Genomic DNA, 16,455 nt, shown 5'->3' on the forward strand with positions numbered 1-16,455 from the left:
TCCTTACAATATATGTTCAAAATAGAGTCCCCATACGATGGTAATGACACCTAAGAGAGAAATCCACAGTGCCGATTTATAGGTATTTTTTATTGTACCAAACCATAAGGCATAAATAGCTTTAAGTAGGTTGTTGCTTCCTGCGGCAATCATTATAGCGGCAGTTGTCTGGGTGTCCTCGATAGAGAACTTGCCTGTCAGTATAGAGAGTATAAAAGGATCAATATCGGTAAATCCGACTAAAAAAGAGAGTATTTCCAGGCCTGATGTTCCGTAATGTTTTGTCACAAAATGGGTAATGACAATCATGGCAACAAACAAAAAGGCAAACAAAAAAGCAGTTTTGAGTTCCAAGGGATTGTGGTCGACAATTTCAACATTTTCCTGTGTTTTTTGTTCGCTTTTCAAATAAAACAGAGAAATCAGAAATCCTGTAAGTGCCAGAAGTATAAAAGGAAAAAGCAGATTTTTTCCAATCTCAATATTAAAAATCAAGGCAATAACAATGAGACGCAGATACATCACCGAGGTTGCCGAAATAATCGCTGCATCTATGACGGCATATCCTTGCAGCTGTTTTGCCTTCCTTGCCAGGACAACAGTTGTTGCCGTTGAAGAGTAGGAACCGCCAAAAATTCCTGTCAGGTAGTAGCCTTTGGAGGGAAAAAAGTATTTCTGCAGTATATATCCACTGTAACTGATACCTGAGATCACTACAACAGCCAGCCAGATTTTAAAAGGAGAGAGCGGAATGTAGGGAATTATTTTTGTATCGGGAAGCAGAGGCAGGATGACGACAGAGAGGAGTATCATTTTGCTTAATGTTTCAAATTCGCTGATATTTATCTCTTGTGTAAACTTCTCAACACCTTTGTTGACATTCAATATAAAGACAATACTGACATACAGAAGGGCTGTCATCCATAAGGCCTCTGTCTGAATCAGAGCGCCAAAAGAGTAGACAAGGAGCATAACAATGTAGAGTAAAATACTGCGTTGGTTTTCTTGAAGATTTTTTTGATAGAGCAGGGCATACAAGAGTGTAATTGACAAAAACCCTCCCGCATACAGAATATGCAGACTCGAATCAACCGCAAACAAAACAAAGCCTAAAATTCCTACAAAACTGTAGGTGCGTACATCTCCAAAGAAAAGATTTTCTGTTTTGGAAGTAATATACTGTTTTCTGTATGATTTAACTTCGAGTCCGACCAAAAAGCTAAAAACAGTGACAACCAGAAAATGTACCAAATCAATATTTAAACTCATTTATAAATTAATCCTTTTGTATAACAGCTCTCATCAAAAAGGCATACGACACTGTGATCAAAGCGTAAACACTCTTTGTTCTTGTCTTTATAATCAACCTGTGATAAAAAATGTTTGAGGGTATTGATCCGTGCTGTTTTTTTGTCATCACTGTGTACAACATACCAGGGGGCAAAGACAAAGGAGGTTTTGTTAAACATCTCATCGCGCGCATTTGAGTAGGCTTTCCAGTGTTTTTGTGCCTGTTCGTCAATCGGGCTGAGTTTCCACTGTTTGAGCGGATCTTTTTTTCTCTCCTGCAGTCTTTTTTTCTGCTCCTCTTTGGAAATATCAAGATAATATTTGATGAAAATAATTTCCGCATTGACCAAGAGGTGCTCAAAATTGCCAACCTCTTTCATAAAATGTTCATACTCTTTTTGTGTGCAGAAATTCATTACTTTTTCCACGCCGGCTCTGTTGTACCAGCTGCGGTTAAAAAAGACCATTTCCCCTCCAACAGGAAGTTCCTGGACATATCTTTGAAAATACCATGATTTTTTGTCTACATCACTGGGTTTTCCAAGTGCGACCACTCTGGCATCTCTGGGGCTTAAGTGCTCTGTAAAACGTTTTATCATACCGTCTTTTCCGGCAGCGTCACGACCTTCAAAAATCACACATACTTTTAAATTTTTTGCAATGACCTCTTTTTGAAATTTCACAAGTTCAACCTGCAGGGCATATAACTCTTGTTTGTAGATGTCTTTTTTCATTACAAGGCCTCCTCTCCATAGCGTTTTTCATAATATCGGACAACTATGCGTTTGACCATGTCGTTAAATACAAACCAGACACTTACATAGCCCCATAAAAAGAGGGCCCACTGCCAGTTAATACGGGTCATGAGTCCAAAACTGTACAGACCTATGGCCGTGCCGATGAGTGCTGTCAAAAAAGATGCCAGGAAAAGCGGCCATGACGGATACGGCTTTTTAAAGAACCAGTCAGCAATACGGGTGTTAAAAATCGTATAATGCCCGGCGAGAATAAGTTTCACAAAGAAGAGTGTCTGGACAAATCCCAAAAATGATTTATCATCATGCATATCGATCCATGAGGGAACTTCCGGCAGGAACATTGCTGTATCGGGATGTGATTTTAAATAGACCATTGTGATATAAAAGATGGTAAAAGAACTCAGCACTCCGGCAACTCCAAGCCAACTTGAGAGAATAAAAACGATTTTCATATCCCATCGTACCGGTTTTTCCTCTACTTTTGTGTTGTCATAAGCAATTGCCATAATGGGAATATCATTGAGCAGTGCCAAAAGAATGATCATAATCGCGGTAATAGGGTAAAAATCAAACACCACAATAGCCAGTGTCATAAATGCCAAAATACGAATGGTTTCTGCTATACGGTAAACAACATAGCTTTTCATTCTCTCAAATACAATACGTGCCTGCTCAATCGCATCTACAATTACATGTAAACCCGGAGCCATAAGTACAATATCCGCTGCTGCCCGCGCGGCATCAGTCGCACCGCTTACCGCAATTCCACAGTCGGCTTTTTTAAGTGCAGGAGCATCATTGACCCCGTCACCGGTCATACCGACAATATGGTCTGCTTTTTGGAGCTTGTCTACTATAAAGTATTTGTCTTCCGGAAAAACCTGTGCAAAACCGTCGGCATTTTCAATAATTTTGACAATTTCACTCTCATGCTGACGGACAGTTCCCTCAGGAAGCGGCTGCGCATCAAGCTCTTTTTGCACTTCTTCGACTATCTGGGTTACCTCTTTTTTAATTTCCTCTTTGTCCGCATCTTTTTGCAAAGTCTTCAATATTGAACGTACGATAATTTCTGAAAGATAGATGTACTCTTTTGTACTCTGTCCTTTGAGTTCTTTGATGTTTTCTATATCCTGTCCGATATTTAAAATACCGGCAATATATTTTGCAACAGCGATATTGTCACCGGTGACCATTTTCACTGCCACACCTTTGGCATTTGCTTCGGCTATGGCCTCTTTGGAATCTTCACGCGGAGGATCAAAAAGCGGAATGAGTCCGGCAAAATGGTAGAAGTCCTCTTCGCATTTTTTATAGGCCACACCAAGTGTGCGAAACCCTTTTTGCGCAAAATCATCCACCTTTTTGTAGGCTTCTTTTTTATCAAACTCTTTTTCATCACATAACTCTATAATAACCTGGGGAGCCCCTTTGGTATAAATGAAGCCATCCTCAAAGACGCCTTCTGTTTTTTTATGCACCGGATCAAAAGGGATGAACTTTTTCATTTTTGATTTTTGAAGTTTTTTGCTGAGATGATGCGCCTCAATATAGTCAAAAATCGGTTTTTCTATGGGATCTTCATTCTCTTTTTTACTGGCATATGCAGCATAAAGCAGTAACTGCTCCTGTGTAAAGTCTCCGACAAGATACGGCTCGGCAAGACTCATAATGTTTTGTGTGAGCGTGCCTGTTTTGTCTGAACATAAAATGTCCATGCCCGCTGCTTCTTCAATGGCTGAGAGTTTTGTAACGATGGCTTCTTTGGTTGCCAGGACTCTGGCACCCAGTGCCATAGTCACTGTTAAAACCGCAGGCATCGCCACAGGAATCGCCGAAATGGTTAAAATAAGTGCAAATATCAGCAGGTCCAAAAGCGGCTCGCCTCTGGAGACTCCATGCCAGATAATAATCCCTATAAGGACAACTGTCACAGCAATGAGAAAATCTCCCACTTTGATAACCATTTTCTGGAAATGTCCCTGCTCCTCTTTTTCGGCCTTGGCGACAAGACCAACCGTTTTGCCAAAGTAGGTGTTGATTCCTGTAGCTGTTACACGTGCTATCATCTCACCCTGTTTGATAATAGCATTGGCATAGAGATCCTCTTGGGCCTGCTTGTTGACAGGCAGAGATTCTCCCGTCAGTGCAGACTGGTCAACCTGCAAAAACTCTCCGCCCCCCAGGAGTTTACAGTCTGCCGGAACAACATCCCCTATTTTTACTTTGATAATATCATCGGGTACAAGCTCTTTTGCATCAATACTCTGCCATGTTCCCTCACGCAATACAAGTGCTTTTCTTGCCAGTTTTTTCTTTAAAACGGCGATGGCACTCAGTGCTTTTGACTCTTGATAAAAATCAACAAAAGCATTGACAAGCAGCATAAACAAGATGACAGCAAAATCTTCCCACCTGCGTGCAATGGCAGAAAGAACAGCAGCCGTTTCAATCATCCACGGAATAGGTCCCCAAAATCGTCGTAAAAGTCGATGCAGCCAACTCTCTTCTTTTTCATTTAATTCATTGTAGCCGTATTTGTTCAGGCGTTCTTGCACTTCTTCTTGTGTCAATCCGGTTAAATTATCATCATATGTTTTCATTCTAATAACCTTGTTGTATTTGCTCTAAAAACATTTTAGCACAATATGTTATAATAAAAGAAAAATAAAGGCTTATTTTATGAAGAGCTCAATTATTGAGAGTATAAAATCGCTTCCTCCTCTTTCAAAAACTATTATTGACATTAACCGGGTTTATGCGGATGAAGAGGCAGGTGTCGGTGACTTGGTCAAGGTCGTGGAACGTGATCCTATGATAGTTGCCAATTTACTTAAACATGCCAATTCTCCTTTGTATGGTTTTGGGAGAGAGATTAAAAGTGTTGCACAGGCTGTTTCACTTTTTGGTATGAGCATGACACGCTCTATTGCGCTTGGAAACTCTGTGCGTAAACTTTTAAATGTAGATATGCAACCTTACGGAGTAACAAGTGAGAAATTTGCAGAAATCTCCAGTATGCAGGCAACGCTTATGCGTAAATGGTATGCAAAGATAGATAAACAAAAGGCTGATACATTGTATTTGGCTGCATTTTTGCAAGAAACAGGAAAAATTCTGATAGCAAGTGATGTCATCCAGGAAGATGAGGGTATGAGTTTTCAATCAGAAGCAGAACATTCCAACAATTTGGCAGAGCTGGAAAAAGCATATGTAGAAGTGACAAGTTCTCAGGTAACAGCAAAAATCTTTGAGCACTGGAGTTTTGAGAAAGAATTTGTTGAAATGATTCGTTATGCGGACAATCCTTCGAGTGCACCGGAAGAGGTACAGGAATATGCTGCTGCTTTGAATATAGTCAAGACTGTCATTCCTGTTAATAATCCTTTGTCAGAGCAGACAATAAATTTTGGGCTCAAACGTGCCAAAGATACCGGTTATGATTCAAGCATACTGCAAGAGGCAATCAATGATATGCTTGATGCTGCAGAGGTTTCTTCATGAGCAAAACAGTTACAGTAATAGATACATTCGGATTTTTCTTTCGGAGTTTTTACGCACTTCCTCAGCATTTACGTACAAAAGACGGTTTTCCGACCGGACTTTTAACTGGTTTTACCAATTTTATTTCGAGTTTGCAAAAAGAGCACGACAGTGACTATATCATCTTTGCCATAGACTCCAAAGGCGATACTTTCAGAAATGAAATAGATGTCAATTACAAAGCAAACCGAAGTGCGCCGCCACCGGAACTCACACAACAGCTTCCCGTTGCCATAGAGTGGATAAACAAGATGGGATACAAAACACTCGGCAAGAGCGGTTTTGAAGCGGATGATATTATAGCGACAGTAGTCAAGTGTGCAAAAGAAAAAGGCTACAAAGTCAGAGTTGTTTCCCATGACAAAGACCTCTACCAGCTCATAGATGATGACAAAGTAGTCATTGTCGATGCTATTAAAAGAAAATATGTAAATGAAAAAGCATGTTATGACAAATACGGCGTAACACCCAAGCAGTTTGTAGACTATCAGGCAATTCTCGGCGACAGTGCGGATAATGTTCCCGGTGTCAAAGGCATAGGAAAAGTCGGTGCCGAGAAACTGCTAAAGGAGTATGGTTCTTTAGATAATATTTATGCCCATATAGACGAAATCAAGGGTGCAACACAAAAAAAGCTCATAGAGTCAAAAGAACAGGCTTATATGTCAAAAGAGTTGGTAACTTTGCATCCTGATGTGTTTGACTGCAAAGACTTTGATTTTGAAGAGTATAAAATGGATGTGGAAAATCCGTTTTTAAATATATATGACGAACTGGTCAAATATGAACAAAATGCAATTCTGCGTACGCTTCATGCAAAAAACATGGTCAGCCCCGAGCGTCAGGAAAGCGCCAAAAAACTACAAGAGTCCTGTGAGGAAAAAGCTTCAAAACTGGATTTTAAAGCGACACTGCTTACAGACGAAACAGAGTTGAACAAGGTTCTTGACAAACTCGATGCAGATACACTCGTTGCTTTTGACACGGAAACAACGGGACTGGATTATATAAAAAACAAACTTGTCGGTTTTAGCTTTTCTTTTAATGATGAGGAAGCCTATTATGTTCCTTTTGGGCATTTTTATTTGGGTGTGGCTGATCAGGTAAGCAAAGAGGTTGCCAGAAGTGCTATGCGCCGTATTTTCAACTCTCGTGTAGTGGGTCATAACATAAAATTTGATTTGCATTTTGTTTTACGTTTTTTAGATGAAAAAGAGCTGCCTGTATATTGTGACAGTATGATTTTGGCATGGCTTATTAACCCGGAATCTGCTTTAAGCCTAGACAAACTTTCTGACAAACTCCTAGGGCATGAAATGGTGCATTTCAAAGATACGGTAAAAAAAGGGGAAAACTTTTCTACCGTGGAACTTGATGATGCCTGTGTGTATGCTGCAGAGGACGCTTTTATAACACGAAAACTCTATAAACTCTTTTTACAAAAACTGGAACTCCAGGATGCGACACACCTCATAGAAGAGGCAAAAACAGTTGAAATTCCGTTTATTCATACACTTTTGAAAATGGAAGAGGAGGGGATAGAAGTCGACACAGCCTTTTTAGAAAAGTTTTTGGTTGAGGTAAAAGAGACACTCGAACACTTGACAAAAAGTATCTATGAACTTGCGGGGAGTGAGTTTAACATCAATTCAACACAGCAACTCGGCAAGATACTTTTTGAAAAACTCGGGCTTCCTGTGGGAAAAAAGACAAAAACAGGCTACTCTACAGATGAAAAAGTGCTCAGTTCTTTAAAAGAGAAGCATCCCGTCATCCCAAAACTACTGGAGTATCGTGAGGTTCATAAACTCTACTCTACCTATATTGACCCGCTTTTAAAATTGGCGGATGAGGATGAACACCATAGAATTCATACCTCTTTTGTGCAAACCGGTACAGCAACAGGAAGACTGAGCTCAAAAAACCCGAATTTGCAAAATATTCCGACAAGAACACCGCTGGGTGCAAAAATCCGTAGAGCATTTGTAGCCGGTGAGGGCAAAAAACTCATTGGTATTGATTACTCGCAGATGGAACTGCGCCTCTTGGCGCATTTTTCACAGGATCCTGTTTTGGTGGATGCATTTATGCATGACAAAGATATTCACTTACAGACGGCTGTGGTATTATTCGGTGAAGAGGAAGCAAAAGCAAAAAGAAACATAGCAAAAACCGTTAATTTTGGACTTTTATATGGAATGGGGCAGAAAAAACTCTCAGATACTCTGGGCATTCCAACAAAAGAGGCAAAAGCAATTATAGAGAAGTATTTTGCATCCTTTCCGACAGTTAAAGCCTACTTTCGTTCTATAGTGGAAAAATCAAAAGAACAGGGATATGTAGAAACATTACTCAAACGCAGACGCTATTTTGACTATGAAAACGCCACACCGATGTACAAGGCTGCCTATGAACGAGAAGCGGTCAACACTGTTTTTCAGGGAAGTGTGAGTGATATTATAAAACTCAGTATGAATAAAATCCATACTATTATCAATGAGGAAAAACTGCCGGCTAAAATGTTACTGCAAATTCATGATGAACTGATTTTTGAAGTTGATGCAAAAGAAGTTGATGTACTCGGAGAGAGATTCCGAAATATTATGGATCATATTGTAGAACTCAAAATACCTCTGCGGGCAAGTTTAAATATCGGGGATAACTGGGGAGAATTAAAATAATGGAGTTTCGATATATAGGAAAAACAGGCTTGAGAGTCAGTCCAATATGCCTTGGAACTATGACTTTTGGGACACAGACACCTGATGAGAAGGCTGCTTTTGAAATAATGGACAAAGCCTATGAAGCAGGTGTGAATTTTTTTGATACAGCCGAGTTGTATCCTGTACCTCCTTCTGCCAAACTTGCAGGAGTGACAGAAGAGATCGTAGGCCGATGGCTCAAAACAAAACCGCGTGAGAGTGTTATACTTGCTACAAAGGTTGCAGGGGCTGCAAGCGGTTGGTTTGTTCCGCCTGTTCGTCACGGACTGACAGCAATAGACAGTTTTCATATTGAGAAGGCGGTTGAGGGAAGTCTCAAACGTTTGGGGACTGACTATCTAGATCTGTATCAGATGCACTGGCCGGATACCGTAGTGCCGATTGAGGAGAGTCTTAAAGCCTTTGACAGACTTGTACAAAGCGGTAAAGTGCGTTATATAGGAACGTCCAACGATACGGCCTACGGTACTTCAAAAGCATTAATGACAAGCGAATTTAAAGGATATGCCAGATTTGAGTCCATTCAAAACAATTTTTCTCTTTTGAATCGAAGATTTTTGGATGAGCTTGCTGTGCTTTGTGAAAAAGAGCAGATTTCGCTTTTGCCGTATTCGCCGCTTGCAGGCGGAGTCTTGAGCGGCAAATACAATCAGACAAATAATGCAACAGGAAGATTTGCAACGTATGTACAATCAAAAAATGCAAGACAAAGAGCCATGGCACAAAGATTTCTTAATGACAAGACGCTCGCTTCGACGCAAAAATATTTAAAAATAGCGCATGATGCAGGGCTTGATCCGGTAACTATGGCAATTGCCTGGTCCAAACAGTTTTCTTTTGTTGCATCCACTATTATAGGTGCCACGCAACCGGCACAACTTGATGCAAGTTTGGCGGCAATGGATGTAGAACTTTCACAGGAAGTGCTTGACGCCTGCGATAAAGTGCATCAGGAAATTTTATATCCTATGGGCTAGGAAGTGTTTGATTGGGTTTGCTGAAATGATATCCCTGTGAGTATTCAATGCCCAGGTCTTCAACAATCTTTTGCACACTGGCATTGTGTACAAATTCGGCTACACAGGGGATATTGGCATTTTTTGCAAAAAATGCAATCGCTTTGGTGATTTCATAACTTTTTGGATTGGTGTCAATGTCTTTTATATATTTTGCATCAATTTTTAAAAAGTCTATATCAAGATCCAAGACTCTTTCAAAGTTTGAATATTCAATACCAAAATCGTCCAGAGCAAGGGCATATCCCTTTTCTTTTAAAGCATTTAACTGTTGGATATGGTTTTTCTTTCCGCTTGCACTGATGCCTTCAAGTATCTCTAAAATAACACGGGAAGGGTTTATACTGTATTTGGCAGATTTCTCATTTAAATAATCCAGAATATAGTGACGTGTCAAATCATCTTCTGTAAGATTTATTGAAAAGATATACTCATTATGTGACATAATTTCAAAAGTTTTGTCTATCATGATTTTGGTGATTTCCGGCAGAAGACCGGAGGAGTGGGCAGGTTTCAAAAAGAAGTAGGGAGAAAAAATTTCTTTTTCTGTTTTTATTCGGGCAAGTGCTTCAAATTTTGTAATTTCACCGGTGCTGTTGTCCCGTATACCCTGAAAAAAAGGAACAATATTATTTGAAATAAGGGCATTGTGCAAAATATTATTTGCCTCTATAAACTCTTTTCTTTTTTGAAAAAAAATATTTTCTTCCTTGTTGTCAAAAATATAGAGAGCACTTCTGCCTCTTGTTTTTGCATGTTTCAAGGAGATAATCGCATGTTTAAAAAGGTTTGTGCTGCCCGTGGCAGCTCCGTAGGAAAAAGAGATATTCAAGGCTATGGAATCTATAAGCAGTTCATAGGTGTAAAAATACTCCTGTATCTTTTTAACATTTTGTTCCACATTGGCATCTGCATGTAAAATAATGGCAAACCTGTCTGCTTCAAGCTTGCATATTTTCGGATATTGCAGTTTTGCTGTAAAGATATCTGCAACATTGGTGAGCAGTGCGTCGCCTACAGAAAAACCGTAAGTGTTGTTGATATAGCTGAAATTATTGATATCGAGAATTAAAAGAGTATGTTCCTGAGTGTCATTCAATAATTTGTCTATATATGTTTTGTTATGCAGTCCTGTTAAACTGTCATAATAAAGCATATGTTGTATTTTGTTCTCTATTTCTTTGTTTTTTAATACAATATTAACAATAAATGCGGCTGTTTCAAGAAGTTTTTTGTGAAAAGGCGTCGGCAGTCGATGTTCAAAAGAGGAGAGGGCAAAGCTTCCGACGGCTTTGTTGTTTTCATCGACAATTGGCATGGACCAGCAGGAACAGAGATTGTAATCATAGGCAACCTGTCTTAAATCAGCCCATCTTTTGTCTTTAAATGTATTTAAAACATACTGAGGCTTATTGTGAAAGACTGCATTGCCGCAAGAGCCGCCACCGGGTCCCGGTTTGAGATTTTCCAGGGATTTTCGTCCTGAATCAGGTATAGAAGGGGCGCAAAGTACACTCATAAAACCGGTCTCTTTGTTGACAAGCATAATGGATGCGACAGAATTTGGCAACAGATGTTCTGTCAACAGGCATAAATGCTGAAGGATATCCTCATAATCGTCATTGAGTGACAGTTTATTTAAAACAGCACTTTGAATGTCAAGAATTTTTTCATACTCTTTTGGAGTGATATGAAGCTGACCAAGCTGTATTTCATTTAAGTTTTTACATGTAAGCTCTTCTTCCACAATTGACCTTCCCAGAAATTAAATATATGATAACAATATCATATAACCGCTTAATTTGTTTATGATTTTTCTCTTGTAACTGAATAAACAAAGCTAAAAACTTCAGCGATAGCCTTATACATCTGCGGAGGTATTTCTTTGTCAAGTTCCACCTTGGACAACAGTTCCACTAAATCTTCGTCTTTTTTGAGAGGAACACCGTTTTCTTTGGCAAGCTGAATGATTTTTTGTGCTGTTTTGCCTTCCCCTTTGGCACTCACAAGAGGTGCCTGGTTTTTTTCTTTGTTGTATTTGAGTGCGACTGCTTTTTCTTTCATGCTTTTACCTCAAATCCCATTTCCAGGTCGTCATTTATCTGTTTTTCATAATCATTTTGATGTATGTTAACAAAGCGAATCTCTTTTGGCAGGATGTTTACATGTAAAAGCTGTTTTTTCAGGTTTTGCAGATTGCTTTGCAGGAGAGATTTCAGTGTTTCATTTTGGGTACTGATATTTATACTGAGTTGATTGTCCTGAAAAAGTGCCAGTCTCAGGTCAAGCTCTCCGTAGTTTTTGAGTTGTAGATGGATATCGCAAAAAAATTTATTGTTTTTTGCATTTTTTACAGTTATATTCCCCTCTTCAAGTTCATCCCATACATAAGGGAGATAAAGCGATGAGGCATTTTCCAGGTGCGAAAGCAGTTGGCTGTAATCTATCTGAAGCAGAAGTTTATCTATATGTTTGAGTATTTCGTGTTTATTTGGCTGTGATGAATTCGTCAATGCTTCATGGGTTTGCAAAAGAACAGCCTTCAAGTCCGATGAAAAAAGTTCTTTTGGGTTTTGTGAATTTTTTATGTTTGCTTCTAAAAAAATACCGGAATTTTGCAGTTTTGTTTTTAGCTCTTTTGGGTTTATCTCTTTGATATCTGTTAAAAAACCTTCAAGTGTTTTTTCCAAGGGCAGCGGATTTTTGTTCTGTTGTAAGGTCTGTAAGAGTTCTTTGAGTGTCGAGTTTATGTTTGTCAAATTTTTCAGTGTCGGATTGTTCTGCAGCAAATCAAGCAAAAGTTTATCCTGTTTTGCTGTTGAATTGACAGAGCGTTGCAATAAAGCTTCTAAGACGGAGCCCAAATCTTTTGACTGTGTCAGCGTCTGCATCTCCTGAGGCGAGGCATTTTTCAACACCTCCGCCAATGCTTTGTTTGTATTTGGAAGGATTACATGTAACTGTTTGGAGGAGGCATTGTTTAATTTTATCATAGTATAAGTTTATCATACTTGAGTATAATACGCAAAAAACAGATGTTTTCTCGGAACCGGTACTTCAGTGCCGGCTGAGAGTGGCAAGATTATTGCAACAGCCGGCACTGAAGTACCGGTTCCAAAAAATGCTTAACTTAAGGGTAGTGAGGTTTTAATCTAGGCTTTAGTCTTTAAAGCCTAAAAGACGAAGCGAAAGCATCGTTTCCCGAAAACATAAGAACTTTTACAAAAATTATAAAAAACAGAGAGAGAAAAAATGGATAAAAAAATAGAAAAGATTTTAGATATCTGGCATAAACATTTTGCAAAAGAAGCAAATCAGTATTCGGAGTATGAACCCTCGGATATTGAATACTTTGTAGGCTGTATGCTGTATAACAATTTTGCATTTTCCAAAGCACATCACAACCTTAAAACTATGGATTTGAGTTATGATTTTTTGTCTGCCTGCGGGGATGAATATGAGATGATACAAAAGATGATAGCCGAGATAAAGTTTGAAGATGAAACAGAAGCTTTGGCATTTTTACAAAATTATATAGAAGAGGCAAAAGCAAAATATACAAAACCAGAACTTTATTTGCTTGACAGGCTGGATTATCATGTCAGTGCAATGGCAGAGCGTTATGCAAAAAATGTGGATGTGCAGAAAATAGATTTTCAAAATCCTTTGTTGAAAAAATAATGAAAAAGTATCTCATAACATCCGCTCCTTCTTATTTTCAACTCAGAAAATATATGCCTGATTTTGCACTCTACCGTGACAAAAAGAATGAAAACTACGCCATAGAAGCACAAAACTTTGTACAGATGTGCAAGCCCCTGCACGAACTCAAGGTGTTTTTGCATCAAGATTATAACTTGGCTAAGGAATTGGGTGCAGATGGTGTGCATTTGACATCCCAGCAGTTTGATGATATTCCAAAGGCAAAAGAACTGGGGCTTGAAGTCATCATCAGCACACATACGCATGATGAAGTACATGTAGCCGAGGCGATGGGAGCTGATTATGTGACGTACAGTCCCGTATTTTCGTCTCCGGACAAGGGTGAACCCAAAGGTGTGCAGGATTTACAAAGCATAGCAGGGATGACAGATGTCAAAATTTTTGCCCTTGGCGGGATTGTCACGCAAGAGCAGATTGATGCGATAAGTGAAACAAAGGTCTACGGCTTTGCTTCTATACGTTACTTTTTAGGCTGATTTAGGTAGATGATTTTTGCACTTACACTGATAAGGTGCTATAATCAGAAAATATAATTATTGGGAAGAGTATGGCAAGAACAACAAAAGAAGAGCGTAAAAACGGAATAATTTCTGCGGCACTGGAACTTTTTTCTGAAAACGGATTTTATATTACAACCATTCCTGACATAGCAAAAAAAGTCGGTATGAGTGTCGGTAATTTTTACAACTACTTTAGTTCAAAAGATATTCTGGCAAAAGAACTCATTATGTATATCTCTGAATATTTGGGCAAAAATATCCGTGCTATCAATGAGAGTGATATAAGCACACAGGAAAAAATTGAAAAAATTGTCTCCATGTATTTTGATACGGCCAAAGAGCGGCCGGAAATGATAGAATATTTTTTGCGTGTCTATCTTTCAAACAGGGAAGTGTTTAAAGACGGATGCGAGGGAATGATATGTGTTTCTCCTTTTATTACGGAAATGATGATATTTTTTGAAAAGGGTGTGGCTTCAGGTGAGTTGCATGATCAGGATTTCTTCTCAGCTTTTGGGCTTTTCATGGGCTATCTGGGCGGTATGGTATTTCTTTACGGTGAGAAAATTCTTCCTGAACCATTGGATGATTATAAACAGTCAATTTCTGAGAACATTTATAATGCACTCAAAACAAGAACATAAATTAAAGGTTTTTTGGCTGCAGGGCCTTACATGTAACGGGAATGCCCACTCTTTTTTAAATCTGGATTATTTAGGCGAACTTTTAGAAAAGACAGAATTTTTACAGCATCCCCTTTTACCCTCAAAATACGCTTTAAGCGAAATGGCAGAGTGCAAAACAGGCTGTGATGTTTTGATATTTGAAGGGGCATATGATCCGTCTTTAAAAAGGGCAGGTGTTTTTGTAGACAAAATACTCCGCCACTATGCAAAAAATGCCAAATACATTATAGCAGTCGGTACCTGTGCCAGTTTTGGCGGCATATTCAAGGCAACTTCTCCCCAGACAAATTCCGGTATACTTTTTAATGAAGCAGAAAAAAACGGTCCTCTGCAGGAATATAATACAAAAATAATCAACCTGTCCGGGTGCCCGGTTCATCCGGAGTGGCTGGGTTTCACACTGAATATGATTATTGACAGGCGCAAGATTGTTCTTGATGAAGAGCACAGACCACAAGAACTTTACAGCTCCCTGGTGCATCACGGCTGCACACGAAACGAATATTTTGAGTGGAAAGTGGATGCAAACCATTTTGGAGAAAAAGAAGGCTGCCTGTTTTACAAGCAGGGTTGTCGTGCACCGATGACACACGGATCATGCAATACAATTCTCTGGAATGGTGTGAACTCCAAAACAAGATCGGGAACACCCTGTTTTGGCTGTACAGAGAGTGACTTTCCAAGAACAAATCTTTTTGAGACAAAAACAAATATGTCCATACCGGCAGATGCTCCTGTCGGTGTATCAAAGAGAGCCTACCTGACTGTAACAGGTATTGCAAAAACATTCCATATAAAACGACTTGAGGAGCCTCTGATTGATTACAAAAACAATACTTGAACAGATAGAGGGTGAAGCCTCGCTCTATTTTGATATGAAAGGCAATATCGTCGATTTTGTAACCATAGCCTTTCCACATTTCAGAGGTATGGAAAAGATGCTTGAGGGCAAAAATGCTATGGATGCTTTGGTAATTACCCCAAGAGTGTGTGGTATTTGCGGGCATTCCCATCTTTTGGCAAGTGTGCGGGCAATAGAAGATGCCTATAAAAACAGCGATTCTGTTGTTGAGATAACAAACAAAGCAGCAAAGGTACGTGAAATAACACTGGTTTTAGAAATTATTCAAAACCATCTGAAATGGATATATTTGGTGCTTGTGCCGCATCTCAAAGAACTTTCAAAGTCCGAAGAACTGCTCAATACTCCGCTTAAAGGAGCTTACGGAGCCTCTTTGGCAACAAAAATCCTGGCAATTTTTGCCGGACAGTGGCCGCATTCCTCTTATATGGTTCCCGGAGGAATTACAAGTGATTTTACCTATGTGGACCTTACAAAGGCAAAAAGTCATTTGCAAAAACTGACAGAGTATTTTGAAGCAGAGACTTTAGGCGTGAGTGTTGAGGAGTTTTTATCTTTTGAATCATGTAAAGACTTTGCACCGCTTGAGAGTGATTTTGCAAAAATTGAGCAGTTATTGATAGATTTGGAGATGCACAAAAAAGGTCATGCAAAAGATACATTTTTAAGTATAGGCATACATGAGTTTTCTCATGCTGCAAAAGTAAAAGGGACGAAGCTTTTCAAGGTAGCTTCCAGATATGTAGAGACACAGGATGCCTATACGCCGGATGAGAAGAGTTATGCAAAAAATGCGCTTTATAAAAACCAGTTTTACGAAACAGGTCCGCTTGCACGTTGCATGGCAAAAGAGTTTAAACTCATAAAAAATATGCACAGAAGATTTAAAGACAGTGCCTATACCCGTGTTATGGCACGCATTTATGAAACTGCACACCTTCTTGCGTTTTGTAAAAAACTTTTAGATGAGATAAATATCAGTGAAGCATCCTGTAGAGAGACTATTCCTCTTAAAAACATCTCAGGAACGGGAGAAGGTGTTGTGGAAGCACCCAGGGGACCGTTAATTCACAGAGTACAAATAAAAGAGGGTATTATAAAGTCTTATGAAATCATCACTCCGACACAGTACAATATAGCAAGCGCTACAAAAGAAAATCCTTCCCCCGCACAACAGGCAATGCTGCATTGCTCACAGGCAGATGCAAAATTCATATTTCGCACTTTTGATGTCTGTTCTGTGTGTACTACTCACTAGTTCAGACAGCTGTTTAGTTCTAAAACCATATAAGAAAAATATAAATTTAGTTCAATTTAATAAATATTATATTTGTTTAAGTTATTCTTTTGTAAG

14 protein-coding genes are annotated in these 16,455 nt (G+C 39.1%); 8 read left to right on the forward strand and 6 right to left on the reverse strand.

Annotation, left to right across the window (positions count from 1 at the left end; translation table 11 throughout):
• Positions 1 to 3: 3 nt before the first annotated feature.
• From MLC44_RS05335 to MLC44_RS05345, 3 genes are read right to left on the reverse strand one after another with little or no spacing between them, the layout of a single operon-like run.
• The gene (locus MLC44_RS05335; RefSeq protein ID WP_418641273.1) at positions 4 to 1,269 is read right to left on the reverse strand and encodes an MgtC/SapB family protein; all 1,266 of its coding nucleotides are present in this window, start codon (positions 1,267 to 1,269) and stop codon (positions 4 to 6) included.
• Entirely contained in the window at positions 1,266 to 2,024 is a 759-nt protein-coding gene (gene ppk2 / locus MLC44_RS05340; protein ID WP_151900590.1) for a polyphosphate kinase 2, read from the reverse strand. The genes MLC44_RS05335 and ppk2 overlap by 4 nt, the downstream gene beginning before the upstream one ends.
• Entirely contained in the window at positions 2,024 to 4,651 is a 2,628-nt protein-coding gene (locus MLC44_RS05345; RefSeq protein ID WP_434658734.1) for a plasma-membrane proton-efflux P-type ATPase, read from the reverse strand. Before MLC44_RS05345 ends, ppk2 begins: the two co-directional genes overlap by 1 nt.
• A 79-nt stretch (positions 4,652 to 4,730) precedes the next feature.
• Between MLC44_RS05345 and MLC44_RS05350 the strand changes: the two genes are divergently transcribed.
• The 3 genes from MLC44_RS05350 to MLC44_RS05360 are packed head-to-tail and all read left to right on the forward strand — an operon-like array spanning position 4,731 to position 9,291.
• A complete protein-coding gene (locus MLC44_RS05350; protein ID WP_434658735.1) occupies positions 4,731 to 5,552 on the forward strand; it encodes an HDOD domain-containing protein in 822 nt (273 codons plus the stop codon).
• Positions 5,549 to 8,272 (forward strand): DNA polymerase I, encoded by a 2,724-nt coding sequence (gene polA / locus MLC44_RS05355; RefSeq protein WP_434658736.1) that lies wholly within the window; start codon positions 5,549 to 5,551, stop codon positions 8,270 to 8,272. Before MLC44_RS05350 ends, polA begins: the two co-directional genes overlap by 4 nt.
• Positions 8,272 to 9,291, forward strand: coding sequence for an aldo/keto reductase (locus tag MLC44_RS05360; protein ID WP_151900586.1), 1,020 nt, complete (start codon positions 8,272 to 8,274; stop codon positions 9,289 to 9,291). The genes polA and MLC44_RS05360 overlap by 1 nt, the downstream gene beginning before the upstream one ends.
• Here the strand turns inward: MLC44_RS05360 and MLC44_RS05365 are convergent.
• Genes MLC44_RS05365 through MLC44_RS05375 form a run of 3 tightly spaced genes read right to left on the reverse strand, consistent with a single transcriptional unit; the run spans position 9,281 to position 12,323 of the window.
• Positions 9,281 to 11,077 carry an EAL domain-containing protein gene (locus tag MLC44_RS05365; protein ID WP_434658737.1) on the reverse strand — a complete coding sequence of 599 codons (1,797 nt, stop codon included), beginning with the start codon at positions 11,075 to 11,077 and terminating at the stop codon, positions 9,281 to 9,283. The two genes, MLC44_RS05360 and MLC44_RS05365, sit on opposite strands and share 11 nt — an antisense overlap.
• A gap of 59 nt (positions 11,078 to 11,136) precedes the next feature.
• The gene (locus MLC44_RS05370; RefSeq protein ID WP_151900584.1) at positions 11,137 to 11,394 is read right to left on the reverse strand and encodes an EscU/YscU/HrcU family type III secretion system export apparatus switch protein; all 258 of its coding nucleotides are present in this window, start codon (positions 11,392 to 11,394) and stop codon (positions 11,137 to 11,139) included.
• Complete coding sequence (locus MLC44_RS05375) at positions 11,391 to 12,323, reverse strand: flagellar hook-length control protein FliK (RefSeq protein ID WP_434658739.1); 933 nt, start codon at positions 12,321 to 12,323, stop codon at positions 11,391 to 11,393. The genes MLC44_RS05370 and MLC44_RS05375 overlap by 4 nt, the downstream gene beginning before the upstream one ends.
• A gap of 259 nt (positions 12,324 to 12,582) precedes the next feature.
• Here MLC44_RS05375 and MLC44_RS05380 point away from each other — a divergent pair, with 259 nt between their 5' ends.
• The 5 genes from MLC44_RS05380 to MLC44_RS05400 all read left to right on the forward strand — a co-directional run bounded on the left by MLC44_RS05380 (position 12,583) and on the right by MLC44_RS05400 (position 16,359).
• Positions 12,583 to 13,011: a hypothetical protein gene (locus tag MLC44_RS05380; RefSeq protein WP_434658741.1), complete on the forward strand. Its 429-nt coding sequence runs from the start codon at positions 12,583 to 12,585 to the stop codon at positions 13,009 to 13,011.
• Positions 13,011 to 13,529, forward strand: a complete 519-nt coding sequence (locus MLC44_RS05385; RefSeq protein ID WP_434658743.1) for a thiamine phosphate synthase — start codon at positions 13,011 to 13,013, stop codon at positions 13,527 to 13,529. The genes MLC44_RS05380 and MLC44_RS05385 overlap by 1 nt, the downstream gene beginning before the upstream one ends.
• Positions 13,530 to 13,600: 71 nt before the next feature.
• The gene (locus MLC44_RS05390; protein WP_151900578.1) at positions 13,601 to 14,197 is read left to right on the forward strand and encodes a TetR/AcrR family transcriptional regulator; all 597 of its coding nucleotides are present in this window, start codon (positions 13,601 to 13,603) and stop codon (positions 14,195 to 14,197) included.
• Positions 14,175 to 15,080 (forward strand): hydrogenase, encoded by a 906-nt coding sequence (locus MLC44_RS05395; RefSeq protein ID WP_434658744.1) that lies wholly within the window; start codon positions 14,175 to 14,177, stop codon positions 15,078 to 15,080. Before MLC44_RS05390 ends, MLC44_RS05395 begins: the two co-directional genes overlap by 23 nt.
• Positions 15,058 to 16,359: a nickel-dependent hydrogenase large subunit gene (locus MLC44_RS05400; protein WP_434658746.1), complete on the forward strand. Its 1,302-nt coding sequence runs from the start codon at positions 15,058 to 15,060 to the stop codon at positions 16,357 to 16,359. Before MLC44_RS05395 ends, MLC44_RS05400 begins: the two co-directional genes overlap by 23 nt.
• Positions 16,360 to 16,455: the final 96 nt, after the last annotated feature.

It is taken from the genome of Sulfurimonas sp. NW9 (genome assembly GCF_051132275.1).
In the GTDB taxonomy this organism is placed as follows: domain Bacteria; phylum Campylobacterota; class Campylobacteria; order Campylobacterales; family Sulfurimonadaceae; genus Sulfurimonas; species Sulfurimonas hydrogeniphila.